The sequence below is a fragment of the Eubacteriaceae bacterium ES3 genome (assembly GCA_030586155.1).
GTDB lineage: Bacteria > Bacillota > Clostridia > Eubacteriales > Eubacteriaceae > Acetobacterium.
The window spans coordinates 626360-642766 of sequence record CP130741.1; the positions used below are offsets into that span (position 1 = coordinate 626360).

The 16407-nt window shown below is 38.8% G+C and carries 17 protein-coding genes; 5 read left to right on the forward strand and 12 right to left on the reverse strand.

What is annotated here, in order from left to right; translation table 11 throughout:
- Positions 1-17: 17 nt before the first annotated feature.
- The 11 genes from nifK to Q5O24_02840 all read right to left on the reverse strand — a co-directional run bounded on the left by nifK (position 18) and on the right by Q5O24_02840 (position 9454).
- Entirely contained in the window at positions 18-1388 is a 1371-nt protein-coding gene (nifK, locus tag Q5O24_02790; protein WKY48276.1) for a nitrogenase molybdenum-iron protein subunit beta, read from the reverse strand.
- On the reverse strand, positions 1388-2977 hold the full coding sequence (gene nifD / locus Q5O24_02795; protein ID WKY48277.1) for a nitrogenase molybdenum-iron protein alpha chain: 1590 nt from the start codon (positions 2975-2977) through the stop codon (positions 1388-1390). Before nifD ends, nifK begins: the two co-directional genes overlap by 1 nt.
- Positions 2978-2992: 15 nt before the next feature.
- Positions 2993-3376, reverse strand: a complete 384-nt coding sequence (locus Q5O24_02800; protein WKY48278.1) for a P-II family nitrogen regulator — start codon at positions 3374-3376, stop codon at positions 2993-2995.
- A gap of 22 nt (positions 3377-3398) precedes the next feature.
- Complete coding sequence (locus Q5O24_02805; protein ID WKY48279.1) at positions 3399-3725, reverse strand: P-II family nitrogen regulator; 327 nt, start codon at positions 3723-3725, stop codon at positions 3399-3401.
- A gap of 21 nt (positions 3726-3746) precedes the next feature.
- Positions 3747-4568 (reverse strand): nitrogenase iron protein, encoded by an 822-nt coding sequence (gene nifH, locus Q5O24_02810; GenBank protein ID WKY48280.1) that lies wholly within the window; start codon positions 4566-4568, stop codon positions 3747-3749.
- A 551-nt stretch (positions 4569-5119) separates the two neighbouring features.
- Positions 5120-6079: a hypothetical protein gene (locus Q5O24_02815; protein ID WKY48281.1), complete on the reverse strand. Its 960-nt coding sequence runs from the start codon at positions 6077-6079 to the stop codon at positions 5120-5122.
- Entirely contained in the window at positions 6076-6717 is a 642-nt protein-coding gene (locus Q5O24_02820; protein WKY48282.1) for a Fe-only nitrogenase accessory AnfO family protein, read from the reverse strand. The genes Q5O24_02815 and Q5O24_02820 overlap by 4 nt, the downstream gene beginning before the upstream one ends.
- Positions 6718-6911: 194 nt before the next feature.
- Positions 6912-7403 (reverse strand): hypothetical protein, encoded by a 492-nt coding sequence (locus Q5O24_02825; GenBank protein WKY48283.1) that lies wholly within the window; start codon positions 7401-7403, stop codon positions 6912-6914.
- Positions 7390-7602 (reverse strand): helix-turn-helix transcriptional regulator, encoded by a 213-nt coding sequence (locus Q5O24_02830; protein ID WKY48284.1) that lies wholly within the window; start codon positions 7600-7602, stop codon positions 7390-7392. The genes Q5O24_02825 and Q5O24_02830 overlap by 14 nt, the downstream gene beginning before the upstream one ends.
- Positions 7603-7861: 259 nt before the next feature.
- On the reverse strand, positions 7862-8752 hold the full coding sequence (locus Q5O24_02835; protein ID WKY48285.1) for a radical SAM protein: 891 nt from the start codon (positions 8750-8752) through the stop codon (positions 7862-7864).
- Positions 8753-8809: 57 nt separating this feature from the next.
- Positions 8810-9454, reverse strand: a complete 645-nt coding sequence (locus Q5O24_02840; protein WKY48286.1) for a pentapeptide repeat-containing protein — start codon at positions 9452-9454, stop codon at positions 8810-8812.
- A gap of 167 nt (positions 9455-9621) precedes the next feature.
- On the opposite strand from Q5O24_02840, the gene Q5O24_02845 reads away from it, so the two are divergent.
- From Q5O24_02845 to Q5O24_02855, 3 genes are all read left to right on the forward strand, one after another.
- The gene (locus Q5O24_02845; protein WKY48287.1) at positions 9622-10830 is read left to right on the forward strand and encodes a pyridoxal phosphate-dependent aminotransferase; all 1209 of its coding nucleotides are present in this window, start codon (positions 9622-9624) and stop codon (positions 10828-10830) included.
- Positions 10831-10971: 141 nt separating this feature from the next.
- Complete coding sequence (locus Q5O24_02850) at positions 10972-11919, forward strand: HD domain-containing protein (protein WKY48288.1); 948 nt, start codon at positions 10972-10974, stop codon at positions 11917-11919.
- 7 nt (positions 11920-11926) lie between these two features.
- Positions 11927-12655, forward strand: a complete 729-nt coding sequence (locus tag Q5O24_02855) for a thioesterase (GenBank protein ID WKY48289.1) — start codon at positions 11927-11929, stop codon at positions 12653-12655.
- Positions 12656-12730: 75 nt separating this feature from the next.
- Here Q5O24_02855 and Q5O24_02860 read toward each other — a convergent pair whose 3' ends face one another.
- Positions 12731-14725, reverse strand: a complete 1995-nt coding sequence (locus Q5O24_02860; protein ID WKY48290.1) for a fructose-1,6-bisphosphatase — start codon at positions 14723-14725, stop codon at positions 12731-12733.
- Positions 14726-15017: 292 nt separating this feature from the next.
- Between Q5O24_02860 and Q5O24_02865 the strand changes: the two genes are divergently transcribed.
- Together Q5O24_02865 and Q5O24_02870 are read left to right on the forward strand one after the other, a co-directional pair.
- Positions 15018-15650 carry a cobalamin-dependent protein gene (locus tag Q5O24_02865; GenBank protein ID WKY48291.1) on the forward strand — a complete coding sequence of 211 codons (633 nt, stop codon included), beginning with the start codon at positions 15018-15020 and terminating at the stop codon, positions 15648-15650.
- Between the two features lie 8 nt (positions 15651-15658).
- Entirely contained in the window at positions 15659-16363 is a 705-nt protein-coding gene (locus Q5O24_02870; protein WKY48292.1) for a GntR family transcriptional regulator, read from the forward strand.
- The last annotated feature ends 44 nt before the right edge of the window (positions 16364-16407 follow it).

Consider the following 16407-nt stretch of genomic DNA (forward strand, 5'->3'; position numbering starts at 1 on the left):
ATTTTAAATTCAGGGTATTACATAACGACTTCGAAATCTTCTTCAGCAGCATCGCGATCCATACGATCCATAATAGCTGTCAGAATCAGTTCGATTAGTCGCATTGCTCCTTTATATCCAACAATTGGCATATAAGAGTGTACATAACGGTCAAGGATTGGGAATCCAGCACGAACCAGTGGAATATCTTCGGCACGGGCAATTGCTTTTCCGTAGCTGCCACCGATTAATACATCAACAGGTTCATTTTTGATCCACTGGTGCATTTCAAAGAGGTCAGAGTTTGCTTTAACGGTAGAACCTTCAATCCCAAATTTTTCCAGGATTGCATTAGCTCGTTTTTCAAACAGCGATCCAGGCGTTCCGGTAATAACATATTTTGGAATCATTCCAATTTCACAGGCAAGTTGAGTGATACCAAGTACAGTATCGGGATCTCCGTAGATAGCACAAGTTTTGCCATTTGAATATTGGTTTGAATCCAGCATGATATCCATCAGCTGGCCACGTTCTTCTTCAAGCGCGTAAGGAACTTCAGTTTTTGAGAATTCATTCAAAGCCATAATGTATTTATCAGTATATTCTACACCTATTGGCAGTGGCAGAGTTTGATAAGCCACTTTACATTGTTTTTCTAAAACATCAGCTGGCATTTCACAAGCAATTTCGCCTAAGGCCAGTGACATTTCGCAGTTACCTAAATCTTGAATTTCTTCAACAGTTGTTCCGCCTTTAGGATACATTTCATAATGATTTCCCATTGGAGCATCCATAACACCGCTGGTATCTGGAAGCATCGTGTAGTCAACACCCATCAGTGTGGCAATTCTTTTCATTTCACGCATATCACCAGGATTAACAAAGCCAGGGATTAATGCCATTTTGCCATTTTTTTCGCCGGTATTTTCAGAAAGGTATTTAATAAATCCGGCAATCATGTTAGAATAACCAGTGATATGTGAACCGACATAGCTTGGAGTATTTGTATGAACAACAAATCTTCCTTCGGGAATTTTGCTTTCATAATCAGTGATATAAGCATTTAAGTCATCACCAATGGTTTCACTCAGGCAAGTGGTGTGAACAGCGATAATTTTTGGGTCATAGATGTCGAAAATATTTCGCATTGCTGTTTTTAAGTTGGAACCACCACCGAAAACTGAAGCACCTTCGGTAAATGAGCTTGATGCAGCGATTGCTGGATCTTTGAAATGTCTGGTCAGGAAGGTTCGATGGTATGAGCAGCATCCCTGTGAACCATGGCTGTGGGGCATACAGCCATAAACACCTAGAGCAGCATACATTGCTCCAACCGGTTGACATGTCTTTGCCGGGTTGATTCGCAGGGCTTTACGATCTGCGACTTCTTTAGTTGTGAAATTTAACATTATTCGTTACCTCCTAAGCTGCCGTTCAATGTTGGTGTTTTTTTCCATGGGGCAGTCAGCATATCCCAGGCTGGAATATGTGTAGCCATGCTTACATCGTTGGCAAAATTGAGAGCACCCTTGAATCCGGCATAAGGACCAGAGTAGTCATATGAATGTAACTGTCGAGAAGGAACACCCATTCGTGTAATTACGTATTTGTCTTTGATACCTGAGAAGAAGATGTCAATGCCAAGTTCTTTAATAAATTGTTCAGTTTCGAAATGGTTGTAGTCATCAGTGATAACTGCGCCATCCATAATATCTTCCCACATACCGTTGTATTCTTCCATTGGAATACCATCAGCCCGCAGGGCTTCCAGTTCTTCTTCAGTTAAACGTTCTTTATAGTAGCTTTCGTCTTTTGATACAGTAATACTTTCAATGTTTTTAGAATCAGCGTCTTGTTTAATGGTTGGAATAACTTCACGACCTTCATAGTCATCACGGTGAGCAAATTCATAGCCGGCTAAAACAGTGTCCACACCTAAACTATTTAGCAGATTGATGTAGTGGTGGCTTCGTGAACCCCCAACGTAGATGGCGGCTTTTTTACCTGTAAGTTTTTCTTTACAAGCGGCAATCCCTTGAGCAATTGATGATTCTTCTTCAGCAATAACTTCTTCAGTTCGTTTTATCAGCTCCGGATCGTTGAAGTATTTGGCAACATCACGGAGTGATTTTTTAGTTGTGTCAATACCGATAAAGTTAACTTTCATCCAGTCAGTCCCATATTTTGTTTTCATCATTTCAGCGATGTAGTTAATAGAACGGTGACATTGAACAAGATTCAAGTCGGCAGTATGTGCGTTTTTAAGGGTTGCGTAAGATCCGTCACCAGTCATGATAGAGATAACATTGTAGCCGATTCGTTTTAATAAACGTTCAACTTCCCAGCCGTCACCACCGATATTGTACTCACCAAGTAAGTTGATGGAGTATTTTACAGGTGCTGCATCACCGGTACCAATGACTTTTTTCATTAAACCGTTATTGGCAATATGATGGCCGCCAGATTGGCTAACCCCTTTGTAACCCTCGCAGCTAAATGCCATAACGGTAATCCCGTATTCTTTTTCTGCTTCCGAAGCAATCGCGTGAATATCATCACCGATTAGTCCAACCGGACAGGTTGAGGCAATTGCGATACATTCGGGATCAAAAATTTCTACCGCTTCTTTAATTGCCTGTCGGAGTTTTTTCTCGCCACCGAATACGATGTCGGTTTCCTGCATATCGGTTGATAAGCAGTACTCCAGGAAGGATTTTGTGTCTTCATCACCTTTTGCTTTATTACGACGAGTTCCCCAGCTGTAGAAACCACAACCGATAGGACCATGAGTAATGGTTAGAACATCTTTAAGTGGTCCGATAACAACCCCTTTGGCACCGGCGTAGCAGCAGCCTCGGTTAGTCATGATACCAGGAAGCGTTCTTGTATCGGCAGCAATTACATTAGGTTCGCCTTCTTGAATAGTAATGACATGGTCTTTTCTATTTTTATATACTTTAGAACTATATTTATCTAATACTTTTTCTCTTGAATCCAATTAAATCACCTCTTTCTAAAATGCATCAGCATGCTGTTCGCCGCTACGCACTCGGATTGATTCATCGATTGGGAGAACAAAAATTTTGCCATCTCCCGGATTACCAGTGGTATTTGCATCCATAATGATGGATACAACCTGATCCACATCATTATCTTCGACAATTAATGTAAAGAATCTTTTTGAGATGAGCCGAGAGGACTCGGTCATAGATTCACTAACATCTGATAATGGCATCTCACCTGATGCGACAATGTCGTTGACTAAGGATAAATCGATGGATTTTTTTCCTCGACCAAGGACTTTTAAACAGGTGAATGCGGGAAAACCTTCGGCAACCAGGGCTTCTTTAGTCTGATTAACCTTGTTCTGTCTAATAATAGCCATAACTTCTTTCATCTGGTTCCTCCTTCACAAGACCTTAAAGTCCTGCTTTTCCTGTACTGATTGTATAAGCCTCTTCAACTGGAGAAACAAAGATACGTCCATCTCCAAAAGTTCCTGCTTCGCCGGTTTTGGCATTTTTAAGAATTACGCGAACCAGATCATCTTTATCAGCATCTTCAATAATTGTTAAAAGCATTACTTTGGGGATTTCGTCATAATGAACTTCACCCACTTTAATTCCTTTTTGTTTACCACGTCCGTAAACATCCAGTTTTGTAACAGCCGGGAAACCAGCATCCAACATTTCCGATAAAATAACTCCAGCTTTTTCAGGTCGAATAATAGCTCTTACCATTAACATATTTCCACTCCCTTTCCTTACTTAGATATCCATTAAACCATGTTCCATCAACAGTTCTTCCAGACGATCCTGTTCCATAGGAGTCGGAATAACAAACAGTTCATTATTATCGATTGCGTTAGCCAAGGTTAAATATTCATTAGCCTGGTTACAGGTATCGTCAAATTCAAGAACTGTTTTTTTGTTGATTTCAGCACGCTGTACCATATTATCACGAGGTACAAAGTGAATCATCTGAGAACCAAGTTCTTTAGCAAATGCTTCAACCAGTTCAGCTTCACCGTCTACGTTACGGCTGTTACAGATGATACCACCTAAACGAACACCACCGGTTTTAGCGTATTTCTGAATCCCTTTAGAAATATTGTTAGCAGCATACAGGGCCATCATTTCACCAGAAGCTACAATGTAGATTTCCTGAGCTTTACCTTCACGAATTGGCATCGCGAAACCACCGCATACAACGTCTCCCAGTACATCATAGAAAACATAATCTAATTCTTCTGTGTAAGCACCAAGCTGTTCCAACATACTGATTGAAGTAATGATACCTCGTCCGGCACATCCAACACCTGGTTCCGGTCCACCTGACTCTACACACATAATCTCTTTGTAACCAGGTTTTAAGATTGACTCCAGTTCAATTTCTTCGCCTTCTTCTCTTAAGGTATCAAGAACGGTCTGCTGAGCTAAACCACCCAGTAATAATCGGGTTGAATCGGCTTTTGGATCACATCCAACTACCATGATTTTTTTACCCATACGACCTAAACCTGCTGTTAAATTCTGAGTTGTGGTTGATTTACCGATTCCGCCTTTTCCATAAATTGCGACTTGTCTCATATTCTTCCTCCTGAATAAAAAAAGTTTTGAAAACTGCTACGGATATAAAAACACGAGGCCTTTTCGTTTTGCGAAAAAGACCTCGTTGTCTTTGCAGTGGCTTAGCCTGTATTACAGCTGGTACTGGCAGCAATTTGTAGTGCCGGCTGTAAAAGTTTTGGTCAAACGGTTTGTAAACGCAATGAAGTCTTGGAGTTTTTTATAAAACATCCAAGACTTCATTGTCTTACTGTGGTTAAACAAAAGGTCTTAGAAAGCTCCGTGTAGGGAGCTGACTAAGACCTCTTTGTCGTTTGCCGTTTCCGTATGTGTTTGTTTTCTTGGTCATATTATCCATGTTTGAGGATTAAAAGTCAAATCAATTTTGCTGTAAACCCTTTACAGAATCGTGATACGACAAAAGAATGGTAAAACGTATAGTGTGGTGCGAACAATTGTATTTAATTTTTATGGGTGTAAAAGTGTGGGTTTATAAGGGTGAAATCAGTTTCAAAAATTTACATTGTATACATGATACAATGTCCTTAATATACTTAAAACATTCTTAAGGGTCAACCGCTGTGACTGCAGCTTGAACAGCTGGAACAGTCGCCACAACCAGATATTTGAGGTTCTTCTACCAGGATGCTTTTGATAATGTCCTTAATAAAAAGGGTGTAGGCGGTGTTGTTTTGTCTGATAAATACTTCATCCGTATCAAAACGAATAATTAATGGGTTGGGAACAGAAACCTCAGGATTGATCATTGATGGGATCATTAAAGCCTTGATCAGGATTTCTTCACCGGACAGTATGGCCTGGATTCCTGAGTGGATCGTTTTAAGTGCCTGAATAGCGCCTTCTTTTTTATAAACAACCGAATTGATATCGCAGTTAATACCATGGGCATTGGGGTCGAAGGCCAGAATTACACCAGCAGGGGTTGTCAGTGGTTCGGGAATGGCTGGTTCAAAACTATGGAGTGTACCATCTTCATATAGTGAAAAGCCAAAACGGCATTTTACCGGACCGTCTGGACTGTTGAGTTCAATCATTTGCCCTGGCCAGATCGTCAGGCTTTTAAGGGCACCAGATTCGTAAAAAGAAAAAGAGATAATTTTAGCAGTGATGGTACCAACAGTCAGCTCCAAAGTATAGGGCGTGGTTAATGCGGCTTCATCTTCTTCACTCCAGTAGCCACTGATTTGTCCGTTTAATGGAAACAGGCGATGCAACTTTCCCGATGGATAGAAGCTTAACCGTTCTGCCGGAAAGCTTCCAAAAAGAGTTTCGATTATAACAGAATCCTCAAGATTAATGGCTTTGATTTCGCCGTTATCAAAAAACTCCAGGTCATAGCCATTTCTTTTTCTGACGTTAACTTCACCATAGGCAGGAACCAAATCGCCGTAATCAGTGTTTAAAGTAAAAGGCTCTTCAAATTTGCAGGCTTTAATCATTCCGGACTCATAGGTCGTTACGTGTTTTATTCCAGTTAGTGTTCCATAATTGGGGTGGGTGTAGGTACTCATTTGACAGATCCTTTCTTTTCGACAATTACATGGGTCATTTTATTGGAGTCTTCTACAATGGTAAAGGTCAGCCCCATCTGCGGGAAACGTTCCGTAAACCATGGTGGAAAATGTTCACAGATAACATCCAATAGTATAAAATCACCTTTTTCAAAAAAGGGCATCAGAGCCATTTTTGATGAGATGTCTGGACGGTTTTTTTGTAATTTGTCAAGATCAATAAAATATCGGCCGGGTTCGTCAGTTGGTATTGGGGCAGTTGGCTGGTTAGTATTAGCCATCATATCCTCTTTTTGTGTCTCCAACAGGTCCTGACGAATGGCATCAAGAAGTTCAATATCAAAAGAATCAGATTCACAGATGATAAAGCCGGATTGATCAAAAATTTGATAGGCCATTCCTTTTATGCCACTGGTTATAATTACCCGACAGGGTTTAATGCTTTCAGCAGTTTCTTTGAGCTTTTTCCTTAGTTCACCGGGAGCAAGTGTCATATCCGGAGAAAAAGCAATTGATTTTGAGATTTCCCATGTATCATTAAGATTTTCATATATCTTAATGACGGCCATAGATGAAAATTCCGAAATATTATCATTTTTATCTGTAAATACAGCCATCATACCAAAGTTTTTTTTCATTTTGTTCACCTCGCGATTATTTAAATCTCAAAGCCTGAATTATTCATTCTGCTGCCAAAAATGAAAAAATCAAACATTTTCTGGATTTTAAGATGGTTCTTAAATTAATGTTAGTATAGCATAAAATGTTTGTAGTTTAGAACAATTAAGAAAAAAAACGATTGCAAAAAACGGATTGAAATTCAGTCCGTTGCTTATTGAGTGCTGTCATCGCCTTCTTCATCAAATTCCTGAGCCAGTTTTGTCTGGCGTTTTTTTGTCAGATGGCCTGTCAAGGCAAGGAGTGCAAAAATTAGTATAAAGAGAAATGCAAATAAAAAAAAGGTAAATATTAAAAGGGCTGAAAGGTTGGTTTTCAGGTAATCATTATTGAGATATGCAGCAATGGAAAAAATTACCGAAAAAATGCCGGAACCCGCCAGACTGTACAACAGATAGGTTTTGATTGTCGGTTTAGTGTAATAGTCCCACTGACCTTTTTTATAACTGCCAATTGCCATACCAACAGATCCAATCATAAAAATAAACCACTCAAAAGCCCATTCTTTAAAAGGCGAACCCATAAATGTCGCTTGAACAATAATACTGCCTAAAAGCAGCCAGTAAAGCACCCAGAAAAAAAGATGTTCAATTTTATAAAGTTCCATTTCCTGGCGCTCATCGATGACTTTTTTAAATTTTTTCATTTTCATTTTCCTCCCAGAATAAATCATTTAAAGTTTTATCAAGTGCCCTGCAGATTGAAAGACAAAGCTGCAGGGATGGATTAAATTTATTGGCTTCAATCATGCCGATTGTTTGCCTGGTTACCCCTACAATCCGGGCCAGATCTTCCTGAGAATAGTCTTTCTGAGCGCGTGCAGCCTTCATTTTTAAATTTTTCATAACATCACTGATTGGCCTCCTAGATAAATTTTAATGCAAGCACATTGTAATATATAAAACTTAAAATGTCAAATATATATTACATAAAGCGGAATAAAAAATGCATTAAAGAAAAGCTAATAAAAAATATTACCTTTGTTTAATGCGATTAATTACCGGCAGAAGTTGATTTGTGATAGATAATGAGGATCATATTTTGTGATCGAACAAAGATTGTCATCTTTGATTTTTCTGGCAGGATTGTCAGATAACTTCTGAGTTAGGGCAAATCAAAAATTGAAATCTGTTTCTGGAGCGTTTTTTTCTGATAGGCTTCGATAATGGCCGGCATTGAATAAAGCAGTTGCTGATGATCACATTCTTTCTGGAAAATATTTTTCAAGTCTGTGGCCTTGAGTGATCCACAGGAATAGCGATTGCCGTAATGAAAAAGATATTTTTCTTTAAGGCCTGGAAACAGTCTGTCGAGCTGCTTAAAATAATAGAGACGCTGGCGATCTCTTAAAGTCACACCAAAACCAGGGTAAATAAAAGAAGCACCATTTTCTTTGGCAAGACGGACAATTGATTTGATGTTTTCCGGGGTGTCGGTGATAAAGGGCAGGACTGGCATAAGTAGGATTCCACAGAAAATACCATTGTCAGATAGCTGCCTAATGGCTTTGAATCTCTGACTCGAAGGGGCAACACCAGGTTCTATTTGTTTAGAAAGATTATCATCAGATGTAGTAATAGTCATTTTTATAAGTAGTGGAGAATGGATGTTAATCGCCTCAAATAAATCAAGATCTCGGGTAACCAGCGGGCTTTTAGTAGCCAGGGACAGACCAAACTGATACTGGTTGATAAGTGAAATGGCTTGTCTGGTCAACTGATATTTTTCTTCCAGAGGATTATAGGGATCACTCATAGAACCCAGACCGATAACGCCCCTTTGGCGTTTACGTTTAAGGTTGTCTTCCAGAATTGTTAAGGCCTGTTCTTTAGCACAAATAGTGGGAAAATCTTCGATGCCATAGCATTCACTGCGGCTGTCACAATAAATACAGCCATGAGAACAACCGCGATAAAGGTTCATGGTATAATCGGTTCCGAACCAATAGCTATTTTTGGTTTTTATTAGGATATTTTTTGCAGGAATAGTTTTCATATAAACCTCTTAAACTAGATGATACTATAATAAACCAATATATTATTTGTAACTTTTCTATTTTATTTTGACGCCTAGAAGTCGGGATAATTTAGCGGCTTGATCATAAGAAACATAACAACCAGCCAGATCGGAAATTGAGACAACCAGGTTATTGATAGACGCATTTGAAAAATCTATTCCTTTTAATAAGGTTTTAAAGAAATTTGAATTATCCAGGTTGACAGACTCTAAAGTCACCATTTTTAATTGCGATTCAGTAAAATAGCTTTCACTGCAGTCGCAATCTGAAAAAGAGACGGTAGTAAGTCGGGCTTTAGAAATATTAGAGAAATTTTGCTTACACCCTCTAAAAAGAATGTTTTGCAGTATACTGTCAGAAAAATCTGCCCCAACCAGTTTGCAGTTTATAAACTCGCATCGGTTGAAAAAAGCGTCCGTGAAATTGCCGTTTGAAAAGCTGCAATTGGTAAAACGCAAGTCTCGAAAGTCAGTGCGGGAAAAATTGCCATCAGAAAACTCACATGATTCAAAAATGCAATCTGAAAAAGTAGTATTGGAAAAATTATTCTCAAAGAGATCAATATTTTTAAACAGTTTTGTTTCAATAGATGATTCTTCTTCAAGAGCAGTGGCAATCAGTTTAATTAAATCATCTGTTTCATGATGGTTCTGGGATAATCGAGGTTTTTCGGGTTTCATAAGGACTCCTTCAAATTTTTCAGACAGTTGAGTTATAAGTAATAAATAGCTGTTTTGTTTAGTTTAACATTGATTATTTATGAGGGGAATTAAATTTATGCCTAATTTGCTTTTTGTTACGGCAGCGTTTATAATTTTCATAAGAAAACCATAAAATGGAGACGGATATGCAAATTTCAAAAAGAACACTAAAAATGGGTGAGCCGGCATTATTAAAATATTATCCTTTAGTGGAAGAAGCAAAACAAAAGGGTAGAAAAGTATATTTTTTAAATATCGGACAGCCAGACATAAAAACTCCGAGTGCTTTCATAGAAACTGTTTGTAACTATCAGCCGATGGTGGTTTCTTATCAGGCTCCAGAAGGGCTTTTAGAGCTGCGAAGAGCTGCTGGAAGCTACTATCAACGATTGGGTTTAGCCTATACTGAAAATGATATTTTCATTACTAATGGGGGGAGCGAAGCGCTTCTTTTTACATTTTTGAGCATTTGTGATCCCGGTGATGAAATTCTGACACCGGAGCCCCTGTATAGTATTTATAAAGAGATCGCAGCGGCCGCAAATGTAAAATTGGTGGGAATAAAAACATTTGCGGAGGATGGTTTTTCATTGCCGGATATGGAAATGATTGAGCCATTGATTAGCGCAAAAACCCGGGCAATTCTCATTACCAATCCGGGAAATCCGACGGGGAAAGTATTTACAAAAGATGAAATCAACACTTTGAGCGCACTGTCAAAAAAATATGGTCTTTATTTTGTTAGCGATGAAGTCTATAGAGAATTTTTATATGAAAACCTGACTTACCAAAGTCCGGCTCAAAAGGCTGATGTATTGGGTCAGGTGGTTCTGGTTGATAGTATCTCAAAACGATATAGTGCCTGCGGGGCGCGGATCGGCTTTGTGATCACTAAAAATATGGAACTTAAGCAGAGTATCAAAAAACTCTGTCAGATGCGTTTGTCGGTTTCGGAGATTGATCAGGTTGGAGCAGTTAATTTGATGGAGCTTCAAGAAGATTTCTTCAGCAGTATTTTAAAAGAATACAGTAGTCGTCGTGAAATAGTATTTGAAGGACTTAAAAAAATTCCTGGTGTGATCTGTAAAATGCCAAAAGGCGCTTTTTATTTCATGGTAAAATTGCCGCTTAAAAGGACGGCCCATTTCATTGAATGGATGATTCGAGATTTTTCCTATAAAAATGAAACTATTCTTTTATCCCCGGCTAATGATTTTTATCTGAATCCTAAAGATGGTGAAGACGAAGTGCGGCTAGCCTATGTTTTAAATGCGGAGGATATGAAAAAGGGGATGCTGATTCTGGAAAAAGGGTTGGAGGCTTATAAAATGATATTTCCAGAGGAATTTAAATAAGGCGAATATAGAAATTATAAAATGATTATATAAAACTAAAATAGTTTCATAAAGTTCAGCAGTTAAAAATTAAATTGTTTGGAGTTTTCAAAAAAAAATAGAACATGATATGGAATATCGTTGAGCATAAAGGAGTAAAAATTGGAAATAAAAAAGATGAAAAAGGGACAGGAATTCACCGGATTTTTGTTTATTAAAACACAGCTGGTAAAAACAGCAACAAATGGCAGCCGCTATTTTAATATGATTTTAAATGATCAGAGCTTTGATGAAATTGATGCTAAAAAATGGGATGTAAAAGAGCATGAAGAAGCAGAATTTACAAACGGGAAGCTGGTTAAGATCAAGGGGAAAGTTCAGGAATACAATAAAAGGTTACAGTTAATTGTAGAGCGGATGAGAGTGGTGACTGAAGCCGATGGGGTATCAATCAATGATTTTGTTGAAACTGTTCCGGTAGATATTGATGCAATGCTTGCTGCGATTACTGATACCATTGAAGGGTTTTCCAATCCTGACATTAAGGCTATCACCCAAACGATTTTCAGTCGTCATACTGATAAGCTGGCCTATTTCCCTGCTGCCAAAAAACACCATCATGCCATTAAAGGGGGCCTTTTATATCATACATATTCAATGCTTCGGATTGCTAAAGGTCTTGCTCAGATTTACAGTTTTATAAATCGTGACCTCTTGTATGCCGGTGTAATTCTTCATGATATTGGCAAAATTAATGAGATGGAATCAGACGAAAATGGTTCAGTTTCTGACTACACCCCAGAAGGAAAGTTGTTAGGACATATTACCCAAGAGATTGTCGATCTGGAATTGACGGGCAGAGAGTTAGGAACCGATGAAGAATGTCTGATGCTTTTAAAGCATATGATTTTATCCCACCACTACGAACCGGAATTTGGCAGTCCGAAACGACCAATGTTTCCTGAGGCAGAACTTCTCCACCATATTGATATGATCGATGCCCGAATGTATACTATGGAAGCGGAACTTGCACGGATAGAGCCGGGACAGTTCACCCAGCCAAACTGGAGCTTGGATGGTGTGAGCTTGTATCATCGAAGTTTTGAGTAGGTGAACGATGGGCGTAATTGCAGAAGAATTCAGACAGATAGCCTGTTATGAATCGGATATTTACGGAAAAATCTTGCCGACTGCAGTGATGAATTACTTCCAGGAGGTGTCCACTAATCAGGGAATTGCCTTGGGCGTAGGGGCCGATTATCTGAGCCAAAAACAATTAGCCTGGTTTTTGGTTAAATACGATATTCGATTTGAAAAAACTCCCGAATATCGAAGCCAGGTACGGGTAACTACAGAAGCAACGGGAATGGATCGTTATTGTGCGGTTAGACAGTTTAAAATAACGGATTTAGACCATAATGACCTGATCGTCGCTGATACCCAGTGGTTGCTTATTAACAGAGAAACCCAGAAAATGGAATCGGTAGATGCTCATCCGGAGTTTATGGTTTATAATTGTTTTGAGAAAAAGGAACCAATCTTTAAAAAACTGCCACGACTTAAAAATCCATTAACTGGCAAAAAATTTGAAGTACGCTTTTTAGATATTGATTTCAACAATCATGTTAACCATGTTAAATATATAGCGTGGGGGATTGAAGCCCTACCCCTTGAAATTGTTAAAACAAAAGAATTGAAGCGGGCTAAAATTGTTTTTAAAGAACAGTGCTTTTATGGAGATCAGGTGGAGGTGCTTTCTGAAGCGGTTGAAGAAGATATTTATCGGATAGAGATTCTTAATCAGCAACAGAAACTTCTTTGCCAGCTTGAACTGACTCTTAAATAAAATGCCGATACTGACTGGATGACGACTGATAAAAGTTGAAATCCCTGCGGTATCGGCATTTTTAAAAGTAAAAATTCAATATAGTTTTTCCTTAATCAGGCCTTTTCGATAAGCCGTAATGAGCATTTCCAGGTCTTCGATCTGCAACTTTAAATCTTTTCCGGTATCGGTATCTCGAACGCGTTTTCGATCAAGCGCTTTTTCAACAACTACAATGGAAGATTGAATATCCAAGCCATCAGCGATGGCTTTTTCGACGGATTCGAAGGGGGCATGACTGATAAGGGTTAGGCCGTAAGAGTTATAGGTCAGTGTGTAACCGGCGATTCCGGTCGTTTTCTGATAAGCTCTGGCAAAACCGCCATCAATGACAAGTTGTTTGCCATTCGCCCGAATTGGGCTTTCACCAGAAGTAGTTTTAACTGGGATATGACCATTAATCATGTGGCCTTCTTCAGGATCAACTCCAAATTCAACAAGGATTTTTTTAGCCAGGACATCATCATTGTCAATCAGATGATAAAAGGCTGAGTAATATTCTTTATGAGGGGTTTTATCAGTGATGAAATAGCGTTCAAAGGTTGCCATTTTATCTTTTCCGAAAAGCGGCGAGTCCTCATGGCACCACAGATACCAGAGAAAATCCGTTTTACAATTCTCTTCATAACGATCAGATTGATTGAAAAAGGCTTCTCTGGCCATCTGGTCGTATTTATCCATCAGAGATTTGCCGGAATAAAGACTGTCATTGATTTTCTTTTTTTTGAAATTGCCGTCTTCATCGACTAGCACACAGGCATGAAAAAGCAGATTATCATTAAAGACTTTATACATACTGCCTTTTGCATACATAAAGCGGATGTGGCGTTGCAGTTTTTCACTGTGTAAAAAGGCATAAATCAACCGCTCTACAACTTTTTTTTCTTCTTCGGTCAATTCAGCGGGACTTGCTGCATCAAGGGTTGGAAATAAAGTGTCGTTCAGTTCATAGGAAACCCCTTCGACAGTTACAGTATGATTTTCAAAATCAATGTTTTTAAGTAGCTGACGCTTTTCCATATTATATTCCGGACGATTGGAGATCAGATTTTCTTCCAATTTAAATTGAATGATAGCAATAGCCTTGTGCATCTTTGACATCAGAGCAACTTCAGCTTCTGATATCGCATCATCGGCAGATATTTTAGGCTGGAAGCGCTCACAAGGATCGTTGGCATAAACTCGGTCAGCAAAGGTAGCCAGCGGAAGAAGATTAATTCCGTAGCCGTTTTCCAGAACGTCCATATTGGCATAACGTAAGGCAATTCGGACTGCATTTGCGATACAGGCGGCATTACCTGCAGCGGCACCCATCCATAAAATATCATGGTTTCCCCATTGCATATCAAGGGAATGATGCCGCATTAGGGTATCCATTACGACATCGGGTCCAGCTCCCCGGTCGTAGACGTCTCCGATAATGTGCAGGTGGTCGATGGTTAGACGCTTGATAACACCAGATATTTCTACGATAAAATGTTTAGCCCGCTCAAGTTTAACCAGACTTTCAATGATTTCATTGTAGTAATCCTTTTTATTAAATCGATGTTCATCTTCCTGCAGAAGTTCTTCCATGATATATGCAAAGTCTTTAGGTAGTGCTTTTCTGACTTTGGAACGGGTATATTTGGAAGCTGAAGCCCTGCACACCTTGACCAATCGGTAGATCGTAAGTTTATACCAGTTGTCAAGGGCTTCATTGGTCTTATCCTTTTGAATCAGATCAATTTTTTCTTCTGGATAATAGATCAGGGTAGAGAGCTCATTAAGTTCTTCAATGGAAACGGTGTTGCCCAGCTCCTGATGGACTTTTCTTTTAATAGCACCAGAAGCGTTTTGCATGACATGATTGAATGCCTCATGTTCGCCGTGGATATCCGTCAGAAAATGTTCGGTGCCTTTAGGTAGGTTAAGAATTGCTTTTAGATTGACAACTTCTCCCACAGCACTGGTGATATTAGGAAAATTCTGCGAAAGAAGTTCTAGATATTTTTTGTTTTCCTGTAACTGAGTTTTAGTATAACCATTCATTTTTGACCTCGATAAATTAGTATTTGATGAATCCAACAATTGTGATAAAACATAAGCTGATTAAATTTTTGTTATTTCGGAAAATGTTAGTTGGAAAAAATTATTTTTAAAAAGTAAATTTTCTACAGTAAATTCATTATACAACGATTTCAGTCAAAAGACCACAAAAACATAAGGATAAAGAATTGATAAGGACAAGACAAAAAAAGGTTTACATGATAGAATAATAAACTGTGACAGGTAAAGTGGATTGGGAATAATTGAGGATGAATTGGGGTTACAGGTGGAATTTATGGAATCGAATTTAATTTCAGCAGTGGAAGCCATCGATGAAAAAAAAGCGCTGGCAGTTCTGCGCTCGGAAATTGAAGCTGGAAAAGATAAACGGGAGTTATCTAATCAGCTGAATTTTGCCCTGCAGCGTGTTGCGGCAAGATATGAGGATGGGGAATATTATATTGCCGACCTGATTATGGCGGGTGAGCTGGTGGCTAATATTTTAAAAATATTAGGAATTGATGCTGAGAATCCGTCAGCGGGGAAACGGATGGGAAAAGTTGTGGTTGGAACCGTATTCGATGACATTCACGATGTTGGCAAAAAAATTTTTGTGAGTATGCTTCGGGCCGAAGGGTTTGAAGTGATAGATTTGGGAACCGATGTATCGATAGATAAGTTTGTCCGGATTATTAGACAGGAAGAACCCGATATTTTGGGAATTAGCGGGATTCTTACCTCGGTTGTTGACAATATCAAAGAAGTAATCGATGCAATAACTGCGGAAGGGTTGCGTACGCCATTAAAAATTATTTTGGGTGGCGCTCTGGCCGGGGAAGATTATTCAAAGTATGTAGGTGCGGATGCATTTTCAAGCGATGCCATCGAAGGCGTTAATATCTGCAAACATTGGATGATCAATGATTAGGTGAGGTCATGAAAAAAATTCTTTATCTAGATATCGTTAATGATATAAAAGGGAAAATTGAAAAAGGAATTCTACGGCCAGGTGATTTGTTGGCTTCAGAAAATGAAATGTCTGAGCAGTATGATGTCAGTCGAACGACTCTTAGAAAAAGTCTGGCACTGCTGGTTAATGAAAAGTATATCTATACTATCCCCGGAAAAGGAAATTATGTTTGCGAGCCTTCAGCTAATCTCTATCAATTTTATTTTGATGAAATCGACAGTTTAAAGGGCGAAGTTGAAGAAGTGAAAATGCTTAGTGTGGGCGTTATCACTCCAGGACGTAAATTGATGCGGGAGCTGAAAATCGGTTCCTTTGAAAAAGTGATTAAGGTTCAAAAATCGGTTCACGTTAAAAATGAGGCAGTTCAGTATGCGGCTATCTTTCTTCCTTATCAGAAGGGGAATCCGATCGTTGAAGATGTCATTAACTTTGCAAATTTTCATGGTGTGCTGGAAAAGGGAAAACTCCAGTTTCAATTGAAAAAACTCATTAATCTTGATATTGTAACACCTCCTTTGGAAGTACGAGAGATTTTGGATATCGATCGGGACGAGGATTGCTTTTTGGTCGCCCAGAATATTATTTCAATGGAAGATAATATGCCCATCTCTTATAATGAGTTTTATATCAAGAAAAACTTTTTCACATTAAATGCCGAAACAACTTTTTAAAAAGTGCTTTACTTTTTGAATGATAACAATTATAATAGAAAAGC

What these genes read in the sequence shown, in the direction of transcription:
- Q5O24_02835 (WKY48285.1), bottom strand. Translation starts at nt 8,752, where the DNA reads ATGAAAACTATTCCTGCAAAAAATATCCTAATAAAAACCAAAAATAGC.
- Q5O24_02815 (WKY48281.1), bottom strand. Translation starts at nt 6,079, where the DNA reads ATGAGTACCTACACCCACCCCAATTATGGAACACTAACTGGAATAAAA.
- nifH (WKY48280.1), bottom strand. Translation starts at nt 4,568, where the DNA reads ATGAGACAAGTCGCAATTTATGGAAAAGGCGGAATCGGTAAATCAACC.
- Q5O24_02860 (WKY48290.1), bottom strand. Translation starts at nt 14,725, where the DNA reads ATGAATGGTTATACTAAAACTCAGTTACAGGAAAACAAAAAATATCTA.
- Q5O24_02820 (WKY48282.1), bottom strand. Translation starts at nt 6,717, where the DNA reads ATGAAAAAAAACTTTGGTATGATGGCTGTATTTACAGATAAAAATGAT.
- nifK (WKY48276.1), bottom strand. Translation starts at nt 1,388, where the DNA reads ATGTTAAATTTCACAACTAAAGAAGTCGCAGATCGTAAAGCCCTGCGA.
- Q5O24_02870 (WKY48292.1), top strand. Translation starts at nt 15,659, where the DNA reads ATGAAAAAAATTCTTTATCTAGATATCGTTAATGATATAAAAGGGAAA.
- Q5O24_02865 (WKY48291.1), top strand. Translation starts at nt 15,018, where the DNA reads ATGGAATCGAATTTAATTTCAGCAGTGGAAGCCATCGATGAAAAAAAA.
- Q5O24_02805 (WKY48279.1), bottom strand. Translation starts at nt 3,725, where the DNA reads ATGTTAATGGTAAGAGCTATTATTCGACCTGAAAAAGCTGGAGTTATT.
- Q5O24_02855 (WKY48289.1), top strand. Translation starts at nt 11,927, where the DNA reads ATGGGCGTAATTGCAGAAGAATTCAGACAGATAGCCTGTTATGAATCG.
- Q5O24_02825 (WKY48283.1), bottom strand. Translation starts at nt 7,403, where the DNA reads ATGAAAAAATTTAAAAAAGTCATCGATGAGCGCCAGGAAATGGAACTT.
- Q5O24_02830 (WKY48284.1), bottom strand. Translation starts at nt 7,602, where the DNA reads ATGAAAAATTTAAAAATGAAGGCTGCACGCGCTCAGAAAGACTATTCT.
- Q5O24_02800 (WKY48278.1), bottom strand. Translation starts at nt 3,376, where the DNA reads ATGAAAGAAGTTATGGCTATTATTAGACAGAACAAGGTTAATCAGACT.
- Q5O24_02840 (WKY48286.1), bottom strand. Translation starts at nt 9,454, where the DNA reads ATGAAACCCGAAAAACCTCGATTATCCCAGAACCATCATGAAACAGAT.
- Q5O24_02845 (WKY48287.1), top strand. Translation starts at nt 9,622, where the DNA reads ATGCAAATTTCAAAAAGAACACTAAAAATGGGTGAGCCGGCATTATTA.